Consider the following 25111-nt stretch of genomic DNA (forward strand, 5'->3'; position numbering starts at 1 on the left):
TGACAGCAGTGCCCGTCCGCAGACGTGTCAGACTGACGCCGGATGAAGCGAAGCGGCGACGCGCCATCGCGACAAGCTCGGCGACGACGAGATAACAAGCAGCTTTTGCTTCCATGACGCTGACCGAGCTGAGCGTTCCGCATTCAAGTCATACAGACGCCTCACGCAGTCGAAGGCAGCTCAGACGCACGAAAATGTCAGCTCCGCCTCCTGAGGCGTCCAGCCACGGACGCCATGCGTCTGCATGTCCACCGAGTGCATTTGCTTGCCTTGCCGGCTGCAGTACTCGTCGGCACGTTTCAGGCTTGACGCCTTTACTTCGCCCCATGGTGTCATGCCGCCGCGGACTTGGGTCGTGACGGTGTAGTTACCGTCGCCGGCCGGTGTCACGTCAGTTATGGTTGTGCATGCGGCGAGCATGGTCAGTGCCGCCAAGGTTGCTTGCGTTTTCATGTGATTCCCGTTGTTTGCGGGATTGTGAGGCTATTGGGCCGGCGACCGCAAGCGGCGCGTCGCGAAACGTTTCAAAGCCGAAGGGCACGTTCATCTCGAAGATCTTTGCGGAATTGAAAAGTCTTTTCGTGCGTCGTCGAGCCGCACGATCCCGGGAAGAGCCGCGGTCCCGCATGTCCTGGCGGCTTCAACTACCGTCATACCATAGTGAAGCGAGTGGGTCAGGAAGTGAAACTATTCGTCGCGCCAGTCCACCAGTTCGCCATCCAGCCAGATCACGCCGTCACGGTCATGCACTGAAATTTTCATAGCGCCTGTTCGAAAAGTCGAGAAGACGAAACAGGCCGCGAGTCGCCCCCATCGGCCCGGTATTCCGCAAGCCACCGCTCGCGCTTCGCCGCCGCGGCAAGCACATTTTGCTCTTTCACGTGACCGAAGCCGCGAATCTCATCAGGCAGATTGGCGAGCTTCATTGCCGTATCGAATCGAGCGGTGTCGAGCGTCGCGCAGAATTCGTCGACCAGCGCGAAGTACTGCGCGATCAGCTTACGTTCATTGCGCCGTTCTTCCGTCTTGCCGAATACGTCGAACGTCGTGCCGCGCAGGAACCTGATTTTTTCGAGCACGCGGAACAACGTGAGGGTCCATTGCCCGAAGCGTTGCTTCCTCAGGTGGCCGTGCTCGTCGCGTCTGGCGAGCAATGGCGGCGCGAGATGAAACGCGAGCTTGTAATCGCGGCCCGGCTTGCCTTCGAACTGGGCCCGCAGCTTGTCCATGTAAGCCGGATCCGCATAGAGACGGGCCACTTCGTACTCATCCTTATAGGTCATCAGTTTCGCCAGATTGCGCGCGACCACCGGCGTGAGGCGCGGTTTTGCTCCGCCCGTGAGCGCCGTTTCCTTCGCGCGCAGCCGTTCAACCGCTTCGACATAGCGAGCCGCATACCGAGCGTTCTGGTAGACACTCAACCGCTCGACGTTGCGCTCGATCAACCGGTCCAGCGACTCCGGCATCTGCACGACAATGGCCTGTTGTCTGGCGGGCTGCGGCGTAAAAGCATCCGCGGCGGCTTCACCGTGCTGCGCGACATAGCGGCCCCATTCGAACGCCAGGCGATTCTTTTCGACGGCCACGCCGTTCAGTTCGATCGCGCGATCGAGACTGTCGTAGCCGAGCGGCAGCCAGCCGCGTTGCCAGGCAAAGCCGAGCAGCATCGGATTGGCATAGAGCGTGTCGCCCAGCAGCGCGAGCGCGAGACGATTGGCGTCGATGAAGTCGCAGTCGTCGCCGATGCTCGCGCGCAGATCCTGTTGCGTCTGGTCGGCCGGGAAACTCCATTGGGGGTCTCGCACGAACTGCGCGGTCGGCGTGGCGCCGCTGTTGATCGCCGCTTTCGTGATGCCGCGTTGCGTGCGTGCCAGCACTTCAGCGGAAGCGGAGACGATCGCATCGCAGCCGAGAATCAGGCGCGCTTCACCGGCCGCAATCCGCGTGGCGTGCAATTGCTCGGGTGCCGCCGCGATCTGCACATGACTGAGCACGGCGCCGCCTTTCTGTGCGAGCCCGGCCATGTCGAGCACGGTGACGCCTTTGTTTTCCAGGTGAGCCGCCATGCCTAGCAAGCCGCCGATCGTCACGACGCCGGTTCCGCCGACGCCTGTCACGAGCACGCCGTACGGCTTCGCGAGTGAAGCAATCGCGGGCCGAGGCAGCGCCGCGAAATCGGGCAACGCAGCCGTTGATTCGGGTTTGGCGGGCTTCTTCACCTGTGCGCCTTCCGCCGTGACGAAACTCGGGCAGAAGCCCTTCACGCACGAAAAATCCTTATTGCACGACGACTGGTTGATCTTGCGCTTGGTGCCGAGCGGCGTTTGCAGCGGCTCGACCGACAGACAGTTCGATTGCACCGAACAGTCGCCGCAACCTTCGCATACCGCATCGTTGATAAAGGCGCGCTTCGCCGGATCGGGATACGTGCCGCGTTTGCGACGCCGGCGTTTTTCGGTTGCACAGGTCTGGTCGTAGATCAGAATCGACGTGCCCGTCATGTCGCGCAACTCGCGCTGCAAGCGGTCGAGTTCGTCCCGGTGATGGACCTTCACGCCGTCTGGAAGGCGAATGCTCGCGTCATATTTTTCCGGCTCGTCGGTCACGATCAGCACGTGCTTCGCGCCTTCCGCAATGACCTGAAACGCGATCTGCGGGACGGTGAGCACGCCGTCCACCGGCTGGCCGCCGGTCATCGCGACCGCGTCGTTGTAAAGCACCTTATAGGTGACGTTCGCGCCGGCCGCAATTGAAGCGCGGATCGCGAGCAGACCCGAATGGAAATAGGTGCCGTCGCCCAGATTGACGAACACGTGACGCTCATTCGTGAAGTGCATCTGGCCGGTCCACGCGACGCCTTCGCCGCCCATCTGGCTGAAGGTCTCCGTGTTGCGGTCCATCCACATCGACATGTAGTGGCAGCCGATGCCGGCCAGTGCGCGCGAGCCTTCCGGCACACGTGTCGAAGTGTTGTGCGGACAGCCCGAACAGAACCACGGTTGGCGCTCCGTCACGGAACGCGGCGTGGCCGCCTCGCGTTCCTTGGCCTCGATCACCGCGACGCGCGCTTCGATGCGCGCCCGCAGATCGGCGGGCAGATCGGCTTTGGCGAGGCGCCGGGCGATCGCTTTCGCGATCAGGGCGGGCGACAGTTCGTAGTGCGCGGGCAGCAGCGTCTGCCCACGCGGCACGGACCATTCACCGCCTTCGTCGTCGCGCTGATCGAACTTGCCGAATACCTTGGGACGCACGTCGTCGCGCCAGTTATACAGTTCCTCCTTGAGCGCATATTCGAGAATCTGGCGCTTTTCTTCCACCACCAGAATCTCGTCGAGCCCGGTTGCGAAGTCGCGTGCGTTCTGCGCATCGAGCGGCCATACGCAACCCACTTTCAGCACGCGGATGCCGACGCGGGCGCAGGTTTCGTCGTCGAGCGAGAGGTCGGCGAGCGCCTGCCGCACGTCGAGATACGCCTTGCCCGCGGTCATGATGCCGAGGCGTGGGTTCGGGCTGTCGATCACCACGCGGTTCAGCCTGTTCGCGCGAACGTAGGCGAGCGCCGCGTACCACTTAAAGTTCAGCAGACGCGCTTCCTGCGCGAGCGGCGGGTCGGGCCAGCGGATATTGAGGCCGCCTTCGGGCATGTCGAAATCTTCCGGCAGGACGATCTGCAAACGGTCCGGATCGATGTCGATCGACGCGCTCGATTCGACCACGTCGGTGACGCATTTCATCGCCACCCACAAACCCGCGTAGCGGCTCATGGCCCAGCCGTGCAGACCGTAGTCGAGATACTCCTGCACGCTTGCCGGATATAGCACCGGAATGCCGCCTGCCACGAACATATGCTCCGACTGATGCGCGACCGACGACGACTTCGCCGCATGGTCGTCGCCCGCCAGCACCAGCACGCCGCCGTTCGGATCGGTGCCGGCCGCATTCGCGTGCTTGAAGACGTCGCCGCTGCGATCGACGCCCGGCCCCTTGCCGTACCACATGCCGAATACACCGTCGACCTGCGCGCCCGGCCAGAGATTGAGCTGCTGCGTGCCCCACACGGCAGTCGCGGCCAGATCCTCGTTAACCCCTGGTTGGAACACGACATCGTGTTCCTTCAGATGCTGCTTCGCTTTCCAGAGACCCTGATCGAGCGCGCCGAGCGGCGAGCCGCGATAGCCGGACACGTAGCCCGCGGTGTTGAGGCCGGCGCGGCGGTCGCGCGCCTTCTGCAGCATCGGCAACCGCACCAGCGCCTGAGTGCCGCTCATATAGACGCGGCCCTTTTCCAGCGTGTATTTGTCGTCGAGCGATACGGAGGCAAGCGCGTCACGTAGCGGGGGCGTCAGCGGGGCGTTCATGGGGAAGTCTCCGGGGGCTTTTATTAGAGGCGGAGTATAGGAAGCGGAATTTCCAACGTAAAATCACGAATACCGAATCCTGCTATTCGAAAAACACATGTCAAAAGACGTTACCTTGCGGCAGATGCGCTACTTCGTGGCGGCAGCCCAGAACGGGCAGTTTTCGATGGCGGCGACGGCCGAGCATGTGTCGCAATCGGCGATCACGAATGCCGTGCTCGCACTGGAGGAAACCCTGGGTACGCGGCTCTTCGAACGCCTGCCTCAGGGCGTCACGTTGACGCCGGACGGGCATGATTTTCTGAATCACGCGAGACACATACTCGATTCAGTGCGCGACGCGGTCTACAAGGCGCCGTTTCGCTCGCACGATCTGAAGGGAATCGTGCGCATTGCGGCGTCGTATACGGTGCTGGGCTATTTTCTGCCCGAGTTGATGGCGCGTTTTCGCGCGACGTATCCCGACATCGCGATCGATCTGCACGACCTGGATCGCGAATCGATCGAACAGGCCGTACTCGCCGGCGACATCGATCTCGGTATCGTTCTGCTCTCCAACGTCGAAAATCTCAGGCGTTTCCGGCACCACGTGTTGATCCGCTCGCGCCGGCAGTTGTGGACCTCGCCCACGCATCCTCTCGCGCAACTCAATGCGCCTTCGCTCGCGGATATCGCGAGTTATCCGTACATTTTGATTACCGTGGACGAAGGCGAGCAGTCGACGCTGCGCTACTGGAAGCAGAACGACGTCGAGCCGAATATCGCGTTTCGCACGAGTTCGATGGAAGCGTTGCGCGGTCTGGTCGCGCATGGTTTCGGCGTGACGATTCTGTCCGATATGGTGTTTCGCCCGTGGTCGCTGGAAGGCAAGCGGATCGACGCTCGGCCCATTCTCAACGCGATTCCACAGATGGACGCGGGCATGTTATGGCGCAAGGGCGCAACGCTGGATACGGCTGCGGTTGCGTTTCAGCAGTTCCTCATTCATGCATGCGGGAGTTGAAAGCAGGGCGTGTGCGGGCCGGCGAGACTGACACTGCATTGCGGGAATTGAAGCTGGCGGAAGATGCGTATCTGTTTTTCGCATAGCCTCACCATTGTTTTCTTCCTGCACGAACGACTGTCGGCTCACGCCGCAACACTGCGCCGGCATTAGCCCGAGCCAGGACGCACTATAATCGCCCCGATGCATCGATTCATTGAGAATTGACCGACGACCTTTTCGCCTTCCGTCATGCCCAAAGAGAGAGCCAGCAAACCCGTCAAGCCTGCGTTGCGTAGCCGCAAGTCTCCGCAGGGCTCGCCCACCGTGCAGGACGTGGCGCGTCTCGCGAAGGTGTCGGTCGGCTCGGTGTCGCGTGTGCTGAACGGCCGCGAGAATGTGGCGCCCGCCATTCAGGAGGCGGTGCGCGCTGCGGTGGCCGAACTGAATTTTGTGCCGAACGTGGTGGCGCGCAGCATGCGCAAGGGTAGTTCGAGTGCGATTGGCTGCCTGATTTCCGACATCACGCAGCACACCGCCGCACAGATGGTGAGCGCCGCCGAAGAGCGCCTGCGGGCAAGAGGTTTCGAGATTCTGATCGCCAATTCCCACTACGATCTCGAGCGCGAACGGGCCATTCTGTCGAGCCTGAAGCAGCGCCGCATCGACGGATTCATCGGCGCGATTTCCGACGACGAGACGCCTTCCTATTTCAACTTCCTGCATACCCTGAATATGCCCGTCGTGCTGTGGGAGCGCGATGCCCAGGGCGAATTCAATTCGGTGCTGACCGATCACGCCGACGGCTGTCGCCAGGCTGTGCGCTATCTCGCGTCGCTCGGACATCGCGCGATTGCGCTCGTGGCCGGCCACGAAAATACGTGGGTGGGCCGCGAGATGGTGCGCGGCTATCAGGGCGCGTGCGAGGCCGCCGGCATCGGGCTCGATCCGGCGCTCGTGCTGCGTACCAGCGCCTTCAGCAAGGACGTCTGCCGGGCGCTGCTGAGCGCTGCGCAGCCGCCTTCCGCGATCATCGCCACGCTGAACGACGTGGCCATCGTGCTTGAAGTGGTGCGGGAAACCGGGCTGTCGATCCCGGCCGACCTGTCGGTGATTTCCATCGGCGAGCACGAGTATTCAGGCATCGCGTCGCCGGCCTTGACCGTGGTAACGCAAAACCCGCGCGACGTCGGCCGTGAAGCAGCGGACATGATGTTGCAGCTGATCGACGGCAGCGCACCGTCCGGCATCCGCCGCTCCAAACATCCCATGCGGATGATCGTGCGTGAGTCGTGCGGCGCGCCGCGCAGCCCGGCACGCCGCAAAAAGCGCTAGCCTGGTTCGATCCCCCAGGGTTTGTCCGATCGCAAAGTTGCTTGACAGCGGATTTTTCGCCGCCGACATTGCGTTTAGACGATGAATGAATCGATTCACCAAAATCATGAGACAAGACATGAGCGACAGGAAAGACGCGTTACGGTCGGGGCAGGGCGACAGCGAGGAGGGCGGCCGTGCAGGCCGTCGGCGGTTTATGAAAACGGCAGGCGCGTTGGCCGGCGCGGTTGCGACGGGACTCGGTCTCGATGGTTGCGGAGACGGCGGCATTAGCGCCGCGTCGGCGCAGAGCGTGGGTGCGCCGCTTCCGGCGATCGTGCCGGCGCAAACGGCGCTTGTTGTGATGCATTTTCAGACCGACATCCTGGGGCTCTTTCCGTCTGTCGCGCCCACGCTGCTCGCCAACACGCGCAAGTTGTGCGATGCCGCGCGGGCCAAAGGCGTCAGCGTCTATTTCGCCAAGATCCAGTTCAGTCCAGGCTATCCGGAGGTCAGCCCGTTGAACAAGAACGGACAAGGACTCAAGCAACTCGGCCTTTTCATCGACGACAAGATCGCGCCGGAACTCGGCCAGCGGGCCAGCGAAGCGCTCATCGTCGGGCACCGTGTGAGCGTGTTTTTCGGTACCGATCTGCAGGCCCGACTTTCCGCGCAGGGTATCGACACGTTGATCATGGTGGGCATTGCGTCGACGGGTGTCGTGCTGTCGTCGGTTGCCTATGCTAGCGATGCGGACTTCCGGTTGTACACCGTCAAAGATTGCTGCTACGACCCGGATCAGGTCGTGCACGATCATCTTTTTTCCACGGCGTTCGATTCGCGCACGACGGTGCTGTCGCTCGCCGACGCCTCGTTGCTGCTCGCCTAGACCCGCCGCAGAACGTTTTGAAACTGCCAGCCAGGGTTTCCGATATTTTTTAAAAGTTGACTCGCCGTGCTGATCTGACTACTGTCTGTGAATCGATTCACGAAATTGTGGTGGACCGGCGGCATTGAAAAAGCAGAGGATTTCATGACTTTCAGCAGCAGGCGACGACTACTGCTCCGTGCGGGCGCCGCGGGCATCGCGGGGCTTTCCGTGCCGTTCGCATTCGAAGGCCGCGTGTTCGCGGCCGGGGCCGGCGTGCTGTCGGTCGCGATTCCGAGCAATCCGCAAACACTCGATCCGATCAACCAGCCGAATCACGACGTCATGGCGATCAATCAGTTGATCTTCGAGAATCTGGTCGGCATCGACGCGCGAGGTCAGCGGGTGCCGCAACTGGCGCGCGCATGGACGATTTCGCCGGACAAACTGACGTACACGTTCGATCTGCAGCGCGGCGTCAATTTTCAGAACGGTCAGCCGTTCACATCCGCGGACGTGAAATACAGCTTCGACTACGTGCTGAATCCCGCGAACAAGGCGTTCCGGCGGCCGTTCTGGACCGTGATCGAGTCGGTCAGCGCCCCGGACACGCACACCGCCGTGATCCGTCTGAAGCGTCCTTACCGTCCTTTGCTCGACTACATGTCCAAGTACATGGGTATTTTTCCAATAGGCAGCCGCGAGCAGCACCCGGCCGACTACTTCAAGCAGACGCCGATCGGTGTCGGCACGGGACCGGCCATTTTCGTGCAGTCGAAGGCAAACGACTTCGTCGAACTGAAGCGCAATCCGGCGTACTGGGGCAAGGGCGAGCCGCATTGGGACAAGATCGTGTTCCGCATCATCCCTGAAGAGTCGTCGCGGCTTGCCTCGCTGATGTCGGACCAGACGCAGATCATCAGCGCGCCGCCGGCCCAGACGTTCGCGCAGATCCGCACGTCGGCAGGCCTCGCGGGCGACAGCCGGCCCTCGCCGACCAGCCCGCTGATGATGTGTCTGAACAACCGAAAGGCGCCGTTCGACGATCCGGCGTTTCGCCGTGCGGTGTCGCTCGTGCTGGACCGGGTCAAGGTCTGCCGCGATCTGTGCTACGGCGCGGTCAAAGCGAGCAGCATGCCGTTTGCGCCGGAATCCTCGTGGTACGACGCGGGCGCCGCTGGAAGCCTGGCGTTCAATCCGGACCAGGCGCGAGCGGCGTTGAAAAGCTCGAAGTACGCGAGCGGCGCATCGTTCGATCTGCTGTATGTGCAGCCGGCGTATCTGATCGATACATCATCGACGGCGCTTTTCATCCAGGCGCAACTGGCGTCGCTGGGCGTGCGCGTCAATCTGCATCCGCTCGATTTCGGCCAGATGATCTCGCAGGTACTGGTCGGCAACCACGCGGCGGCGTTGACCGGGTTCATCGCACCACCTGAGCCGACGTATCTGCTGAACGCGCTGTTCAGACCCGGCGAGAGTCTCTGGAAAGCGAGCGGCTACGAGAGCGCCGAACTGCTGAAACTGATCGACGACAGCTATCTGGTCGACGATCCGGCCGCGCTCAAGCCGATCCTCGCGAAAATTCAGCAGGTGCTGGCGCGCGACTGCCCGGCCGTCTGGATCGGCGCGCTGGAAGTGCAGAACCTGTGGCGCAGCAACGTCAGGGATTTCCAGGTGAACACCGGTTTCTCGCTGAAGCTCGACAACGTTTATCTCGCGAAAGCATGAGGTCGATATGAAAGCCGTTATGAGGCTGTTTTCGTCTGTGCTCGTGCTGCTGGTGGTGAGCGCGCTGCTGTTCGCGATGTGCCGCGCGACGCCCGTGTCGCCCGCGCGTCTGACCTTGGGCAGCGACGCCAGCGTCGAACAGATTGTCGCGTTCAATCATCAATACGGACTGGACCGGTCTGTCGCCGCGCAATACGGCAGGTGGCTGAACGGTGCGCTCGCGCTCGACTTCGGCAAGTCGTACGCGACCGGCAACCCGATCGGCCCGCAAATCGCCGATACGTTGCCGAACACGGTCGAACTCGTCACGCTGTCGTTCGTGTTCACGATTGTGGTGTCGATCGTGCTCGGCACCGTCGCTGCGTTGAAGGAGAACAGCGGCACGGACCATTTGCTGCGAGCCGTGGCGATCGTCGGCTTATCCGTGCCGTCGTTCTGGCTGGGGTTGTTGTTGATCCGCTATGTCGCTTTGAAGACTGGGTGGTTTCCGGTGGGCGGGCTCACGCCCTGGTCGGACGGCATGGCGTCGCATTTGCTCGCGCTAGTGTTGCCCGTACTGACGATGTCCGTGTACTACATCTCGGTGTTGAGCCGTCTGGTGCGGGCGAACATGGTCGACGCGCTTTCGCAGGATTATGTGCGAACTGCCAGAGCGCTCGGTTTGCCGCCGTCGCGTATTCACCTGTATGCGTTGAAGAATGCGTTGCCGTCGCTGGTGAGCACGGCCGCGATGAGTTACGGCTACATGTTCGGCTGGGCGTTGATCGTGGAGCAGATTTTCAATTTGCCGGGCGTCTCGCGCGCGTTGCTCACGGCGATCTTCCAGCGCGACTATCCGACGGTGCAGGCCATCGTGCTCGCAATCACGACGATCTTCATCGCGTCGAACACCTGCGCGGACGTACTGCACGGTTATCTCGACCCGAAGGCGAATAGAACATGATGGCTGATTCATCTCTACCCAACGTGCACCGCAAGCCGCATGCGCTCGGCACATGGCTCGCATCGGCCGGCCGCTTGCTGCGCGCGCTGATGCACGAACCGACCGGTGCGATCGGTGTCGTGACGATCGTGCTGCTCGTCGTGATCGCAGTGTGCGCGCCGTGGCTGCCCTTGAAAGATCCGCTGCAACTCTATATCGAACATCGACTGGAAGCGCCAGGCGCGGCGTTCTGGCTCGGCACCGATCAGGTGGGCCGCGACATTCTGAGCCGCACGATCTGGGGCGCTCGCGCGTCGCTGTCCATTGGACTGTGCGCGGTCGCGATCGGCCTCGTGCTCGGTACGGGCATCGGCCTCGTGGCAGGCTGTAAGGCCGGCTCATGGCTCGACGAAACGCTGATGAAAGCGATGGAAGTGCTCGCGTCGATTCCGCTGTTGATCTGGGCGATCGCGCTCGTCGGCGTTACCGGCACCGACACGCTCCATGTCGGCATGCTCGCCATTTCGAATGAAACCAAGCTAGTGCTGCTGATCGGCGTGCTGTACGCGCCGGGTCTTGCGCGGCTCACCCATAGTCTCGCGAAGGCCGAGTCGCAAGCGGAGTATGTCGCCGCGCGGGTTCTGCAAGGCGCGAGCGAAGCGCGCATCCTGTTCTCCGACGTTCTGCCGAACATCATCTCGCCGGTGCTGATCCAGGCGTCGTTGCTGCTCGGCGTGACGATCATCGTGGAGGCGTCGCTGAGTTTCATCGGACTCGGCGTGCAACCGCCGACGCCGAGTTGGGGCGCGATGCTTTCCGACGCGCGCGCACTGATTTTCACCAACAACTGGTGGGTGTCGGTATTCCCGGGCGCGGCGGTGTTCGTCAGCGTGCTCGCCTTCAATCTGTTCGGCGACTCGATGCGCACAATTCTCGACCCGCGGCGGCGCAATGCGCAGGCGGCCGATGTAGCGGGAGCGTCGCTATGAACGAAGCGCTGCTGTCGATTGAAAACCTGCGCGTCACGTTCGGTTCGGGCAAGACGCAGACCGAAGTGTTGCATGGGCTCGATTTGCAAGTAGGGCGTGGCGAGGCGGTCGGTCTCGTCGGCGAATCGGGTTCGGGCAAGAGCGTCGCCTCGCTGGCGGTGCTCGGCTTGCTTGGCAACGCGGGGCACATTAGTGGCGGGCGGATCGTGCTCGACGGCGAAGACTTGAGCCATGCGTCCGAGGCGCGCATGCGGGCATTGCGCGGACGGCGCATCTCCATGATCTTCCAGGATCCGGCGACGGCGCTCAATCCCGCCTTCACGATCGGCGCGCAACTCGCCGACGTGATCCGCGCCCACCGTCCGCTGCGTGGGCGCGCGATACGCGACGAAGTGCTGGCCGTGCTCGCACGGGTGGGTTTCAAGGACCCGCGCGCCACGGAGCGCGCGTATCCGCACGAACTAAGCGGCGGCATGAAGCAACGCGCGATGATTGCCGCCGCGATTGTCTGCGAGCCGGCGCTGCTGCTCGCGGACGAACCCACCACCGCGCTCGACGTAACCGTGCAGGCGCAGATCGTCGAGCTGCTGCGAACGCTGGTGACCGAGATGGATCTCGGTCTGGTGTTCATCACGCACAACCTCGACCTGATGGCGGAACTGTGTTCACGCGCCGTCGTGCTGAAGCGGGGATACGTGGTCGAAGCCGGTCCGGTGGAGGATATCTTTCTGCGGCCTGCGCACGACTACACGCGGCATCTGATCGCGAGTATTCCGCGTTTGCCGGCTACGCGTGCCGCAAGCCGACATCAACCCGAGGAGCCGCGCAATGTCCGCTAACGTGCCGAACGTGGCTCTCGCCGCGCAGCCGATCTTCGCGCTGCGGGAGGTCGGCAAATCTTATGCGCTGGCGCGTTCCCCGCTCGAACGCATGTTCAACCGGCGCCGCTTTCATGCCGTATCGGGGGTGACGCTCGAGGTGGCGAAGGGCGACGCGCTGGCTATCGTCGGCGAAAGCGGCAGCGGCAAATCGACTGTCGCGCGCATGATGGTCGGCCTCACTGCGCCGACCGCCGGCTCGATCTGTTTCAGAGGCAACGCGTTGAACACGATGACGCGCGCGCAGAACGCGACGTTTCGTCAGCGCGTGCAGATGGTGTTCCAGAGCACGACGAATTCGCTGAACCCGCGCAAGGCGATTGCCACGACGCTGGCCGAAGCGATCGGCGACGACGGCGTGCCGGTGCGTCAGTTGCTCGACATGGTGCGGTTGCCGGCCTTCGTGCTGGCGCGCTATCCGCATCAGCTGTCAGGCGGTCAGCGCCAACGCGTGGGCATCGCGCGAGCGCTCGCGCGCCGTCCGGAACTGGTCGTCGCTGATGAACCGACGTCCGCGCTCGACGTGTCGATCCAGGCGGAGATCATCCGGCTGCTGCGCGATCTTCACCAAAGCGCCGGTGTCTCGCTGGTCGTGATCAGCCACGATCTGGCGCTGGTCGGCGAACTGTGCCAACGAGTGGTGGTCATGCGGGAAGGGCGTGTGGTGGAAACGGGCGCCGTGGATCAGGTGCTGTTCGATCCACGCGAGCGCTACACGATGGAGTTGCTGGCGGCGATCCCGAAAGGCATCGGCCGTTACCCCATAGGGGGACCAGAGTAAGAGCTAGGCACTCACTCTGGTCGACACAGGAGAGGCGGTCCGAGCAGTAGAAAGAAGATCCGGGTCAAGCAGTGAACCGGCCCACCTTGGGATATTTTTTTAAACCTTTGGTGAATCGATTCATTTGTTATCGTCAATCGATCGCTAGCCGACCGGGGTGTCGCGATTCCTTGTTTGGAGAAGAGCGGTGAAGGAAAAGTTATTCATCATGGCAGCTCTGCTGGGCGGGAGCGGTCTCGTTCACGCGCAGAGTTCGGTCACGCTGTACGGGATCATCAACGAGGCCATCACCTACTCGTCGAACCAGGGCGGCCATAGCGCGGTGCAACTGACCGGCAACGGCGAGTACGGCAGCCGTTGGGGGCTGCGAGGCGCAGAAGACCTCGGCGGCAACACCAAGGCGATCTTCACGCTGGAGAACGGCTTTAACCCGACCAACGGCGCGCTCGGTCAGAACAACCGCATGTTCGGGCGCCAGGCGTTCGTGGGTTTTTCGAATCCGGACTACGGCACGCTGACATTCGGCCGGCAATACGACGCGATTGTCGGCACCTTGCAGACGATGACGTCCAACGGTGCATGGGGCGGCGTGATGTTTTCGCATCCGTACGACAACGACAACACCGACGACTATCTGCGCGTCAATAACTCGATCAAATACGTCTCGCCGAGTCTGAAGGGCTTTACCGGCACGGCGATGTACGCGTTCAGCAATGCGCCCGGCGCCTTTGCGAACAATCGCATGTGGTCGGTAGGGGGCATCTATTCGCAGGGTGCGTTCTCGATTGCAGCGGCGTATTCGCTCTACGATCGACCGGGCGTGAACACCACTGCCAACGTCAACACCAACGGCGCCATCACCTGCTGCGATGCGCCGATCACGTCCGAACGCGAGCAGATTGCGGGCATCGGTGCGTCGTATGTGATCGGACCGGCCAAGCTGAGCCTGATGTACAGCAACGCGATCTACAACAACGTGGGCACGACGCTCACGAGCGGCATCAACTACCGCTTCAACAACTATGAAGCGAATGCGCGCTTCACGCTCGATCCGACGCTGTTCTTCGGCATGGCGTACACGTACACGAGCGACAACATCACCGGCGGTCCTGGCGGGCCCACGCAGGTGCACTGGCATCAGGTCAATCTGCTGGTCGACAAGTTCCTTTCCAAGCGGACCTCCATCCATACCGAGGTGATCTATCTGCGCGCGGCCGGCGGCGGCTTTCCGCGACCCACGGGCGGACCGTTGCCGGCGACGTCGAACGGCATGCTGGCCTCGCAGATTCAGACCATGTTGCCGTCTTCGGGGCAGAACCAGGCGGTGGTCAGTGTCGGACTCGTGCACAAGTTCTAGCAGTGCTGGATTGACCGGCGCAAACCGGCCACGCGTTTGCGCCGCATCGACTAACAAGCAAGGTGTGTAATGACTCAAAGACTTTACCGGGCCGGTGTCGATATCGGCGGGACCTTCACGGATATCGTCGTGATCGGCGATGACGGCGTGATTCACACGAGGAAGGTTTCGTCCACGCCCCAGGACTATGGCATTGCGATCGTCGCGGGCTTGCAGGCGTTGCTGGCCTCGCTCGACGCGCAACCGCGCCAGATAACCGAGCTGGTTCATGCCACCACTATCGCCACGAATACCGTGCTCGAAGGCAAGGGCGCGCGCACGGCGCTGATCACCACGCGGGGTTTTCGCGACGTGGTCGAGATCGGCCGGCTGCGCGTGCCGATGCTCTACAACCTCGCGTATCAGAAGCCGGAGCCGCTCGCGAAACGCCGGCACCGCTACGAGGTCGACGAACGGCTGCTCGCCGACGGTTCGATCGACACGCCGCTCGACGACGCGCAGGTGCTGGACATCGCGCGACGTATCGCCGGCGAGAAAATCGAAGCGGTAGCGATCAGTCTGATTCATGCGTATGCGAATCCCGAACACGAGATCCGCATTCGCGATCTGCTGCGCGGCGCGTTGGGCGACGCCGTCTATCTGACCTGCTCGCACGAAATCCTGCCGGAGATCCGCGAATACGAACGCACCAGCACGACCGTCGTCAACGCGTATCTCGGGCCGGTGGTGGTCAGCTATCTACATTCGCTGATCGGCAAGCTGCGCGGCATCGGCATGACTGGCCCGGTGCAGATCATGCATTCGAACGGCGGCGTGATGAGCGCGGCCATGGTCATGCAGAAGCCGGCCACGATCATCGAGTCCGGGCCGGCGGCCGGCGTGATCGCGGGCGCCTCCGTGGCGGCCGCATCGGGTTACGCCGATTGCATAACGGTGGACATGGGCGGCACCACGGCGAAGGCGGCCATCATCGAGAAGGGCGAGCCTGCTCGCACCACCGAATATGAGGTCGGCGCGGGCATCAACGTCAGCAGCAAGCTCGTGAAGGGCGGCGGGCACGCGGTCAAGCTGCCGTTCATCGACGTCTCAGAGATCGGCGCGGGCGGCGGGAGTCTGGTGCGTATCGACGCGGGCGGACTGGTCAAGGTCGGCCCGGATTCAGCGGGCTCGGTGCCCGGGCCCGTGTGCTACGACGCGGGCGGCGCCATTCCGACGCTCACCGACGCCGTGCTAACGCTCGGCTATCTGAATCCGTCGTTCCTTGCCGGCGGCGAGTTGCGCATCAACCAGCAGAAGTCGCTTGAGGCCATGCGCACGCAGATCGCCGAGCCCACGCAAACGGATCTCTACGAAGCCGCCTATGGCGTATTCTCGATCGCGGCCTCGACAATGACGCGCGCGGTGAAAGCCGTGTCGACGTATCGCGGCCGCGACCCGCGCGAATTTGCGTTGTTCGCTTTCGGCGGCAATGGACCGGTGATCGTTCATGCGATCGCCGAACTGCTCGACATGAAGACGGTCATCGTGCCGCCGAGCCCCGGCGTGTTCAGCGCGCTCGGGCTGCTGTTCTCATCGACACAACACGAGTTCATGCAGACGATGTTCTGCCGCCTCGATCATCTGACCGCAGTAGCATTGGCCAACGCGCTCGAAGACCTGGTGGCGCGCGCCACGGCGGATATGACGGCCGAGGGTAACGCGTTCGACGATATCGCCGTGACGTGCGCGCTGGACTTGCGCTACACGGGTCAGGCCTACGAACTGACTGTGCCGATCGAATGGCGTGCCGGTCAGCCGCTCGACATTGCGCCGATCGCCGCCGCGTTTCATGCGGAACACGAGCGCACTTACGGCCACGCATCCGCGGACGAGGTGATCGAACTCGTCAATCTGCGCGCGGTCGGTTCGCTTCGCTCGCAGAAAGACCGCGCCTACGACGCGCAACGCGCCGGCGGCAGCCGGGCGAATTCGTCGGCGGCGCACGCGCCGGTGCGGCGCCGCGCGTACTTCGGCAAGACCCACGGCTTTATCGACACCCCGGTGATCTCGCGTGCCGATCTGCGCGCCGCGCCGATGAGCGGCCCGTTGATCGTCGAAGAATACGACTCGACCTGCGTCGTGCCGCCGGATGCCGGCGCGCGCGTCGATGCCCACGAAAACATTGTCATCACGTTTCTGGAGCACTCCGTATGACTACCCAGCAGGCCGCTGCGGCGGGCACCGACCCCATCACGCTTGAAATCGTCAAGAACGCGCTCGGCTCGATCGCCGACGAAATGGCGCTCGTCGTGCTGCGCACCGCATATTCGCCGATCGTGCGCGATTCGATGGACTTTTCCACCGCGGTATTCGACCGCGCCGGTCGCGTGATCGCGCAGGGGCTGACCTTGCCGATTCACCTCGGTGCGTTCCCGGCCGCGATGGACAACGTGGTGCGCCGTTTCGGCACGGCCGGCAAGCCCGGCGACATCTACATCATGAACGATCCCTACACGTCGGGCGGCATGCATCTGCCGGACGTGTATCTGATTCAGCCAGTGTTCTACGAGTCGCGTATCGAAGGCTATGTGGCGACCATCGTCCACCATGCCGATATCGGCGGCATGGCACCGGGCAGCATGGCGATCGGCGCGACGGAAATCTATCAGGAGGGCTTGCGAATTCCGCTGATGAAGCTGTGCGATGCCGGCGGTGTCAACGACGCGCTCGTCGCGTTACTGGAAACGAATTCACGCATGCCGGGCCAGTTGCGCGGCGATCTGCGCGCGCAGGTCGCCTCGTGCAAGGCCGGTGAGCGGGGACTCGTGCAGTTGCTCGACAAATACGGCGCGGACGGTTTCGGACGGCTGGTCGAAGCACTGCACGATTACGCGGAGCGGCTGACACGTCAGGCCATCGCTACGATGCCGAATGGCGAATACCGTTACGAGGATTTCATCGACGGCCTGGGCGATACGCCCGTGCCGATCGCGTTTCGCGTCAAGGTGACAGTGGCGGAAGACGCGATCTGCATCGACTGGACCGGCACCGATGCGCAGGTGCAGGGCGCGATCAACGGCCCGTTCGCGACCACACAATCGGTTGCGTATGCGGCGGTGCGCTGCGCGATTGGTGTCGACGTGCCGAACTGCGAAGGTTTTTCGCGGCCGGTTCAGGTCTACGCGGAAAGCGGCTCGATTGTGAATCCGGTGGAACCGGCCGCCTGCGCGGCGCGCGGGATTATCGCGTACCGGATGTTCGACGTGCTGCAAGGCGCGTTCGCGCAGATCGTGCCGGATACGATTCCGGCGCTGGGTGAGGGCGGCCCGTCGGTCGTGTCGATTTCCGGGCGCAACCCGGATGGCGAGGGCGGCGCGCGTGGCGGCAACTGGCTGATCACCGACGGCGTGCTCGGCAGTTGGGGCGGCGGTCGCAATGACGGCTGCGAAGGTATTGCGAATCCGCTCGGCAATCTGTCGAACCAGCCGGTCGAACTGATCGAGGCACGTCTGCCGCTCAAGATCACCGAGTACGGCTTCGTCACGGACTCGGGCGGCGCGGGCCGGCATCGCGGCGGCCTCGCCATGCGCCGCGCTTATGAATTGCGCAGCGACCACGCGTTGCTCGGACTGCGCTCGGACCGGCGCGCGCATCGGCCGTCCGGCTCGCATGGCGGGTTGAGCGGATCGCCGTCGCTCAATCTGCTGACCCGCGACGCTCGAAGCACGTTGCTGCCGACCATGCCGAGCACCGTGACCGCGCTTTTCAAGGGCGACCGCTTCTGCCATATCGCGGCGGGCGGCGCGGGCCATGGCGATCCGTTGACACGTTCGCCGCAAGCCGTGCGCGAGGATGTGCTGGATGACCGCATCACGGAGCAGATGGCGTGTGAAGTTTATGGCGTCGTGCTCGAAGGCCCCGGGCGCGAGATCGACGCGCAGCGCACCGTCGAGATGCGTGGACGCTTGCAGACGCTTTCCGGGCGGGAGCGCGTCGCGAAGCAGGAGGCGCTATTCCTGCAATCGACCGGCGTCGATGCTGCGGCTATCGGCAAACTCTGACCACGACAGGGCGCTATCTATGTCCGCTTCAATTATCGAGCCAATTCTCGACACCCAGCGCGTGCGCCTGCTGCGGCCCAGTTGGGCCGAGCTCGACTATGGCGCCATCGCGGCGAATCTCGCGGTCGCGCGTGAACAGGTGGGACGAGCCACGAAAATCTACTTCGTTTGCAAGGGCGACGGCTTCGGCTTCGGTGCCGCAAACGTCGCGCGCCTGGCGGCGCAAGCGGGTGTCGACGGCTTTTGCGTCGGCAGTCCGGAAGAGGGCGTCGCGATTCGCAACGCCGGCATCGATCGCGAGATTCTGCTGTTCGCCGCGACCTTGCCGGAGGATGCGGCGCAGGTCGCCGCGTTGGGACTGACGGTGACGATCCAGAGTCAGGAAAGTCTGCGCGCGTTTATCCATGCCGGCGTCGCCGTCGATGCGTTCCTCGAAATCGATCCGGGCTTCGGGCGCTTCGGCTTTCTGCCGTCCCAATGGCAAGCCGCGTTTGCGGCGCTGCGGGATCAATCGACCGTGCGGCTCAAGGGCGTCTACACGCATCTGAGTTCGCCGGAAAGCGATGACGTGACACGCCGGCAGGCGGGCGTGTTCGATGCCGCGCTGGCCGACGCGCGCGCGGCGGGATTCGATGAAGTCACGACGATGCTGGCGAGCTCGCGCGTGATGCTCGCGCATCCGCATCTCGCGTATCAGGCGGTCGACCCCGGGCGGTTTCTCTACGGTGCACTCGACGCGGACTGGATGGCGCGCGCGCCGCTGCGGCCGATGTTGCGGGCGGTTCGCGGCCGCATTATTCACGTTCAGGAACATCCGGCCGGATCCGTGCTCGGGATCGGCTATGCGGAGCCGATCCGCCTCGAACGCGGTGTGCGCATTGGCGTGGTGCCGATCGGTTTCTGGGACGGACTGAATCATGTGCCGCCGCTGGGCCGCGTGCTGGTGCACGGACAGACTGCGCGTATTCTCGGGCGCCGTTCTTTCCAGCATACCGTGGTCGATATTACGGACGTTGCGCAGGCGCGGACCGGAAGCGTCGTCACGCTGCTGGGCCGGGACGGCGATCAGTCGATCGCGATCGACGAGTTGGCGCAAACGCTGCGGCTGCCCGTCATGGAGTTGATTCCGCGGCTGGCGCGGAGCTTGCCGCACGTCGATGCCGACGCGACTCGCCATTTCGACAAAGAGCGTTGCTGACGCCCAGGAGGTAGCACGGCCACGTCAACCTTATCGCCCGCAGATTAAGCGGCGCATAATGCTGAAATCCATTTATCAGGATGACGGAGGTCGACGTGACTACCTTTGCTATTGACGCCGTTCGCATCAACCCGACGAGCGACCGGATCACGCACGTGCGTTGGGCTCCCGTCGACCCGTCGACGCGTGACTGGTTGTCCCCCACGGCGATTGTCGAAGTGCCGGAAGTCGTCGCCGCGATCCGTCGCGGAGATGCTGTTTGGTCCCTTTTTACGCTCGGCGGCACGCGCTTTCTGGGGCCCAAAATCGTCTCTGTCTCGCACACGGACGGCCACGATGGGATCGACACCGACGTCCCCGGCGCCCACGTCGAAAAATGCATTGACGACCTGCCGCGCGTTTGATCGCTCCGCCTTCGCGCCATCGACGATCATCCGCTGGAAAAACTACAATAGCGGTTTCTGCATGGCTTGAACCCAAGGCGCCGATTCGGTATCTCGGGTTCAAGCCGTCGGCTCGGCTCAAGCAATCTGCATGTCGATCCGCATAACAAGTGTTTCCCACCAGGCCAACCCAGCCCCAACCGAGAAAATCAATGGCCAACGAAAAATCAAAGCGCGCACGTCGTGCTGCCGAAAGCCTTTTCGGGGATTTGCCGACCACCAGCAGCACCACCGCCAGCCGGCCCTCGAATCCTTTCGACAACGACCCATTCGACAGTCCCGCCAGCGTGACGCCGAGCGGGGACGAACTGGTCGTCCTGCCGGGCCAATTCGAACTACCGCCCGGCTATGCGGACGCGGCGGCCATGCGCGATGCGCTCGCGCGCACCTGGCGCATGGACTGGATCAAGGTAGGCAAAGGCGAATGCGTGGTCAGGCTGCCGGTCGGATGGCGCGCGGACAAATCGGTGGATGGTGTTTTGCGTATCGAAGCCGCCGGCGTCGTTCGAGCGCAAGGCCGCATCGTGGAGGGCGCCGCGTTGCAGATTCTTCCGCGCTACTACCTGAAGGCGGAATTTCATGAATCGAACGACCATTGCCGGATCGTCGTACGGGATCGCGGCCGTAACAACAGCGTCCTGAAGGATTCGTTCTGGGACACGCGCAGCGGCCCGAACCATCCGCAATGGAAGATTCTGTCCGACTGGCTGGACAAGGAATACCCCGATCACCGCGATCCGCTGCGGTACTGGGACGATTGCGAAGACAATCGCCGCAGCGTTTGAGCGAGTGCCGAGCGGAACCATGTCCCACCTGAAATACCTGACCGGCTACTCGCCCACGCTTCAAGACAAAGTCAAAAAGCTGATCGCCGACGACCAACTCGGCCAGTACCTCGCCACGCGCTATCCGAACACCCACGACGTGCAAACGGACCGGGCGCTGTACGCCTACTGCGCCGACCTGAAGCGCGAACACCTGCGCAGCGCGGACCAGATCGACAAGGTCGCCTACGACAGCAAACTCGACGTCGTGCGTCACGCACTCGGTTTGCACACCAGCATTTCCCGCGTGCAAGGCGGCAAGCTGAAGGCGAAGAAAGAAATCCGCATCGCGTCGCTGTTCAAAGCGGCCGCGCCCGAATTTCTGAAAATGATCGTGGTGCACGAACTCGCTCATCTGAAGGAAAGCGACCACAACAAGGCCTTTTACCGCCTCTGCGAGTTCATGCAACCGGGTTATCACCAGATCGAGTTCGATCTGCGTCTCTATCTGACGCAGCGCGAGCTGGCAAAAAAGCCCGTCTAACGATCAAGCCGCGATCGCCTCGACTTCGGAAGCTTTCAACAAAACCGGAATCGACTTCGACGTCGGCGTTCCCGCGCCGTCGGCAACCGACGACAGCGGCACGAGCGGATTCGTCTCCGGATAATAAGCGCCGAGACAGCCGCGCGGAATGTCGTACTCCACCAGCAGAAAACCATCTGCGTGACGCTCGATACCGTCGGCCCACACGCTCGTGATATCCACGCGCTGTCCCGCCACGAACCCGAGCATCGCGAGATCGTCCTTGTTGGCGAACAGCACGCGGCGCTGCCCGTACACGCCGCGATAGCGGTCGTCGAGACCGTAAATCGTCGTGTTGTACTGATCGTGCGAGCGGGTCGTCATCAGCGTCATCAGCCGCTCGCCATGCTCCTTGCGCGCCTGGTGGATCGGCGTCGCCATATCGATTGCATGCACCAGAAACTGCGCCTTGCCGCTCGGCGTTTTCCAGATCCGTTCGCGCGACGCCACGCCGAGGTGGAAGCCGCCAGGATTTTTCAAGCGTTCGTTGTAGTCGGTGAAGCCCTCGATCACTTGCGCGATGCCGTCGCGGATCAGCGAGTAGTCGGAAGCCTGCGCGAGCCAATCCACTTTCCCGCTGCCGAGCGTCGCATGCGCCATGCGCGCGACGATCGCGATTTCCGACAACAGATTCTCCGATGCCGGTTTGTTCATGCCGTAGGAGATATGCACCATGCTCATCGAGTCCTCGACGCTCACGCCTTGCGCCACGCCGTTCTGCATGTCGATTTCGGTGCGGCCGAGCGTCGGCAGAATCAGCGCGTCGCGTCCATGCACGAGGTGGCTGCGGTTCAGCTTGGTCGTGATGTGCACGGTGAGATCGCACGAGCGCATCGCTTCCCACGTGCGCGGTGTGTCGGGCGTCGCGATCGAGAAATTGCCGCCGAGACCGATGAACACCTTCACCTTGCCGTCGAGCATCGCCTGAATCGTATTGACGACGTCGAGTCCGTGCTCGCGCGGCGGCTCGAAATCATAGACCTCGCCGAGGCGGTCGAGAAACGCCTCAGTCGGCCTTTCCTCGATGCCGACCGTGCGGTCGCCTTGCACGTTCGAATGTCCGCGCACCGGGCACAGGCCCGCGCCGCGCCGGCCGATATTGCCGCGCATCATCATCAGGTTCGACAGGATCTGCACCGTCGGCACCGAATTCTTATGCTGCGTGAGGCCCATGCCCCACGTCGAAATCACGGCGCGCCCCTTCACATAGATGTCGGCGAGTTGCAGCACGTCTTCGAACGGCACGCCGGCTTCGGCGACGGTCGTGTCCCAGTTCTCGGCGCGCAAGTCATCGGCGAACGCGTCGAAGCCGACGGTGTGTTCGGCGATGAACGCGACATCGAGAACGCGTTCCAGGCCCGACGCCAAGGCTTCGTCGTCGAGCTCGATCACGCGTTTGGCGACGCCCTTGATCAGCGCGAAATCGCCGCCGACTTTCGGGCGAATGAACACGGAGCTGATCTTCGTGCTGCCCATCGTCAGCATTTCCACTGGATGCTGCGGGCTCGCAAAGCGCTCGAGGCCGCGCTCCTTCAGCGGATTGATCGACACGATGGTCGCGCCGCGTTTGGCGCACTCGCGCAGTTCGCCGAGCATCCGCGGATGGTTGGTGGCCGGATTCTGGCCGAAGATCAGCAGCGTGTCGGCGTGTTCGAAGTCGTCGAGCGTGACCGTGCCTTTGCCGATGCCGACCGTGTGCGGCAAGCCGCGGCTGGTCGCCTCGTGGCACATGTTCGAGCAGTCGGGGAAGTTGTTGGTGCCGTACATGCGCACGAACAACTGGTACAGGAACGCGGCTTCATTGCTCGCGCGGCCCGAGGTGTAGAAGGCGGCGCGGTCCGGATCGTCGAGGCGCTTCAGGTGATCGGCGATCAGGTCGAACGCTTCGTCCCAGCCGATCGGCACGTAACGGTCGCTCACGGCGTCGTAGACGAGCGGGTCGGTCAGGCGGCCGTGCTGTTCGAGTTCGAAGTCCGACTGCGTCATCAATTCGGCGATCGTATGTTTTTCGAAGAACGCCGGCGTCACGCGTTTGCTGGTTGCCTCGGCGGCCACGGCCTTCACGCCGTTTTCGCAGAATTCGAAGGTGGACGCATGCTCGCGATCCGGCCACGCGCAGCCGGGACAGTCGAAGCCGTCCGGCTGATTCTGCTTGAACAGCATGCGGTAGTCGCCGCCCGTCACCTTCTCCTTGATCAGGTTGATGGCGACGTATTTGAGCGCGCCCCAGCCAGCGGCGGGGTGCGTATAGGGTTCGATGCGAGCTTCGGGTTTCTTCATGATGGTGCCGCCGGATCGGGCTTGGACGTGGCTGTTGAGCCGATAGGTGCAAGCCTACTGTGTTCCAAAAAGGGCGCAGCATACAGAAAATTGGAAAGGAAAGGGATACAGTTGGCGGGTTTTGTCATAGACTGGCGCTTCAGCCCACGCTCTCGTGTGACTCAAGTCCTTGAAACTGTACGAAAAACTCGCCGATGAAATGACTGAAGCCGTGCGCCGCGGCGTGTTCGCGGCGGGCGAGCGGATTCCGTCGGTGCGGCAGGCGAGCCAGCAGCACGGTGTGAGTATCAAGACGGTGTTGCATGCGTACGCGTTGCTGGAAAGCCGTGGGATTGTCGAAACGCGCCCGCAGTCGGGCTATTTCGTGCGCGATGCGGCGGCGCGGGCGCTCGCACTCGACGAGTTGCGGCCCGGCCGTCCGCATATCCCGCATATGCCGCCAACGCCGCCGGTGGCCGCCGCGGTGGACGTAAGCCGCCTCGTGCTGTCGACTTTGCGCAGCATCCGCGCGCACGACGCCGTGCCGTTCGGCTCGCCGTATCCGGATCCGTCGCTGTTCCCGTGGCGGCGCATCAACCAGTACGCGAACGCGATCGCGCGACGTCACGCGAGCTGGAATCTGATCGACGACCTGCCGCCCGGCAACCCCGAACTGATCCGGCAGATCGCCCGGCGTTATGCCGAGAACGGCGTGCCGGTCGATCCGGACGAAATCGTCATCACGCTCGGCGCGACCGAGGCGATCAACCTGAGCCTGCAGGCGGTCGCCAAACCTGGCGACACGGTGGCCGTGGAGTCGCCGACCTATTACGCGATGCTGCACGCCATCGAACGTCTGGGCATGCGCGCGATCGAGGTGGCGACGCATCCGGTGCATGGCATCGATATCGAGGCGTTGGCTCAGGTGATCGGCGAACAGAAGGTCGCGGCGTGCATGGTGATGCCGAACTTCCAGAACCCGCTCGGTTTCCAGATGCCCGACGCGCGCAAACGACAACTAGTCGAACTGCTCGCGGTGCACGAAATCCCCGTGATCGAGAACGACGTCTATCAGGAACTGTACTTCGGCGAGACGCGGCCATCGACGTTGAAGAACTTCGACACCAAAGGGCTGGTGCTGCACTGCGCGTCGTTTTCAAAGAGTTTGACCGCGTCGTACCGGATCGGCTGGGCGCTGCCGGGACGCTATCGCGCGCAGGTCGAGAAGCTGAAGTTTCTCAATACGCTGACCACGCCGTCGGTGCCGCAAGTCGCGGTCGCCGATTATTTGCGGCAGGACGGCTACGACCGGCATCTGCGGCACGTGCGCAAGGTTTATCGGCAGCAGGCCAGCATCATGACGGCGATGGTGCAGCGGTTTTTTCCGGCCGGCACGCGCATGTCGACGCCGCAGGGCGGCTACGTGCTGTGGGTCGAACTGCCCGAGCGCGTCGATTCGATGCGGCTCTACCAGGCGGCGCTCGCGCGCAGCATCACGGTCGGGCCGGGCATGATGTTTTCAATGCGCGACGATTTTCGCCACTTCATCCGGCTCAACTACAGCTATCCGTGGACCGCGCAGACCGAAGCGGCTTTGAAGACGCTCGGCGAACTGGTCACGCGGATGGCGTAAAAAAGAAGGAG

At 63.0% G+C, this 25111-nt stretch carries 19 protein-coding genes and 1 pseudogene; 16 read left to right on the forward strand and 4 right to left on the reverse strand.

Features of this window, described 5'->3' with window-relative positions:
- Window positions 1–180 precede the first annotated feature (180 nt).
- The 3 genes and pseudogenes from B0G82_RS12575 to B0G82_RS12585 all read right to left on the reverse strand — a co-directional run bounded on the left by B0G82_RS12575 (window position 181) and on the right by B0G82_RS12585 (window position 4358).
- The gene (locus B0G82_RS12575; RefSeq protein ID WP_106279356.1) at window positions 181–453 is read right to left on the reverse strand and encodes a hypothetical protein; all 273 of its coding nucleotides are present in this window, start codon (window positions 451–453) and stop codon (window positions 181–183) included.
- Between the two features lie 67 nt (window positions 454–520).
- A pseudogene (locus B0G82_RS41205) lies at window positions 521–756 on the reverse strand (branched chain amino acid aminotransferase); the annotation flags it as partial.
- A 2-nt stretch (window positions 757–758) separates the two neighbouring features.
- Complete coding sequence (locus B0G82_RS12585) at window positions 759–4358, reverse strand: indolepyruvate ferredoxin oxidoreductase family protein (protein WP_121307546.1); 3600 nt, start codon at window positions 4356–4358, stop codon at window positions 759–761.
- A gap of 97 nt (window positions 4359–4455) precedes the next feature.
- On the opposite strand from B0G82_RS12585, the gene B0G82_RS12590 reads away from it, so the two are divergent.
- The 15 genes from B0G82_RS12590 (at window position 4456) to B0G82_RS12660 (ending at window position 21169) form a co-directional block, all read left to right on the forward strand.
- Window positions 4456–5361, forward strand: coding sequence for a LysR family transcriptional regulator (locus B0G82_RS12590; protein ID WP_121307547.1), 906 nt, complete (start codon window positions 4456–4458; stop codon window positions 5359–5361).
- A 231-nt stretch (window positions 5362–5592) separates the two neighbouring features.
- Entirely contained in the window at window positions 5593–6675 is a 1083-nt protein-coding gene (locus B0G82_RS12595; RefSeq protein WP_121307548.1) for a LacI family DNA-binding transcriptional regulator, read from the forward strand.
- 196 nt (window positions 6676–6871) lie between these two features.
- The gene (locus B0G82_RS12600) at window positions 6872–7543 is read left to right on the forward strand and encodes an isochorismatase family cysteine hydrolase (protein ID WP_121308673.1); all 672 of its coding nucleotides are present in this window, start codon (window positions 6872–6874) and stop codon (window positions 7541–7543) included.
- Window positions 7544–7687: 144 nt separating this feature from the next.
- Complete coding sequence (locus B0G82_RS12605) at window positions 7688–9253, forward strand: ABC transporter substrate-binding protein (protein ID WP_121307549.1); 1566 nt, start codon at window positions 7688–7690, stop codon at window positions 9251–9253.
- Window positions 9254–9260: 7 nt separating this feature from the next.
- Window positions 9261–10196 carry an ABC transporter permease gene (locus B0G82_RS12610; RefSeq protein ID WP_121307550.1) on the forward strand — a complete coding sequence of 312 codons (936 nt, stop codon included), beginning with the start codon at window positions 9261–9263 and terminating at the stop codon, window positions 10194–10196.
- Window positions 10193–11164, forward strand: a complete 972-nt coding sequence (locus B0G82_RS12615; protein WP_121307551.1) for an ABC transporter permease — start codon at window positions 10193–10195, stop codon at window positions 11162–11164. Before B0G82_RS12610 ends, B0G82_RS12615 begins: the two co-directional genes overlap by 4 nt.
- Complete coding sequence (locus tag B0G82_RS12620) at window positions 11161–12003, forward strand: ABC transporter ATP-binding protein (protein WP_121307552.1); 843 nt, start codon at window positions 11161–11163, stop codon at window positions 12001–12003. The genes B0G82_RS12615 and B0G82_RS12620 overlap by 4 nt, the downstream gene beginning before the upstream one ends.
- Window positions 11993–12823 (forward strand): ATP-binding cassette domain-containing protein, encoded by an 831-nt coding sequence (locus B0G82_RS12625; RefSeq protein ID WP_121307553.1) that lies wholly within the window; start codon window positions 11993–11995, stop codon window positions 12821–12823. The genes B0G82_RS12620 and B0G82_RS12625 overlap by 11 nt, the downstream gene beginning before the upstream one ends.
- Window positions 12824–13031: 208 nt before the next feature.
- A complete protein-coding gene (locus B0G82_RS12630; RefSeq protein WP_241974540.1) occupies window positions 13032–14180 on the forward strand; it encodes a porin in 1149 nt (382 codons plus the stop codon).
- A gap of 69 nt (window positions 14181–14249) precedes the next feature.
- Window positions 14250–16373, forward strand: coding sequence for a hydantoinase/oxoprolinase family protein (locus B0G82_RS12635; protein ID WP_121307555.1), 2124 nt, complete (start codon window positions 14250–14252; stop codon window positions 16371–16373).
- Complete coding sequence (locus B0G82_RS12640) at window positions 16370–18220, forward strand: hydantoinase B/oxoprolinase family protein (RefSeq protein WP_121307556.1); 1851 nt, start codon at window positions 16370–16372, stop codon at window positions 18218–18220. Before B0G82_RS12635 ends, B0G82_RS12640 begins: the two co-directional genes overlap by 4 nt.
- Window positions 18221–18239: 19 nt before the next feature.
- On the forward strand, window positions 18240–19418 hold the full coding sequence (gene alr / locus B0G82_RS12645; protein ID WP_121307557.1) for an alanine racemase: 1179 nt from the start codon (window positions 18240–18242) through the stop codon (window positions 19416–19418).
- A gap of 95 nt (window positions 19419–19513) precedes the next feature.
- Window positions 19514–19822 carry a hypothetical protein gene (locus B0G82_RS12650; RefSeq protein ID WP_106279757.1) on the forward strand — a complete coding sequence of 103 codons (309 nt, stop codon included), beginning with the start codon at window positions 19514–19516 and terminating at the stop codon, window positions 19820–19822.
- A gap of 191 nt (window positions 19823–20013) precedes the next feature.
- Complete coding sequence (locus B0G82_RS12655; RefSeq protein WP_121307558.1) at window positions 20014–20646, forward strand: hypothetical protein; 633 nt, start codon at window positions 20014–20016, stop codon at window positions 20644–20646.
- A gap of 19 nt (window positions 20647–20665) precedes the next feature.
- Window positions 20666–21169 carry a M48 family metallopeptidase gene (locus tag B0G82_RS12660; protein WP_116140065.1) on the forward strand — a complete coding sequence of 168 codons (504 nt, stop codon included), beginning with the start codon at window positions 20666–20668 and terminating at the stop codon, window positions 21167–21169.
- Window positions 21170–21172: 3 nt separating this feature from the next.
- Here the strand turns inward: B0G82_RS12660 and B0G82_RS12665 are convergent, their stop codons facing one another.
- Window positions 21173–23488 (reverse strand): FdhF/YdeP family oxidoreductase, encoded by a 2316-nt coding sequence (locus tag B0G82_RS12665; protein WP_121307559.1) that lies wholly within the window; start codon window positions 23486–23488, stop codon window positions 21173–21175.
- 169 nt (window positions 23489–23657) lie between these two features.
- Here B0G82_RS12665 and B0G82_RS12670 point away from each other — a divergent pair, with 169 nt between their 5' ends.
- The gene (locus tag B0G82_RS12670) at window positions 23658–25100 is read left to right on the forward strand and encodes a PLP-dependent aminotransferase family protein (RefSeq protein WP_121307560.1); all 1443 of its coding nucleotides are present in this window, start codon (window positions 23658–23660) and stop codon (window positions 25098–25100) included.
- Window positions 25101–25111: the final 11 nt, after the last annotated feature.

The organism is Paraburkholderia sp. BL17N1, from assembly GCF_003634175.1.
GTDB lineage: Bacteria > Pseudomonadota > Gammaproteobacteria > Burkholderiales > Burkholderiaceae > Paraburkholderia.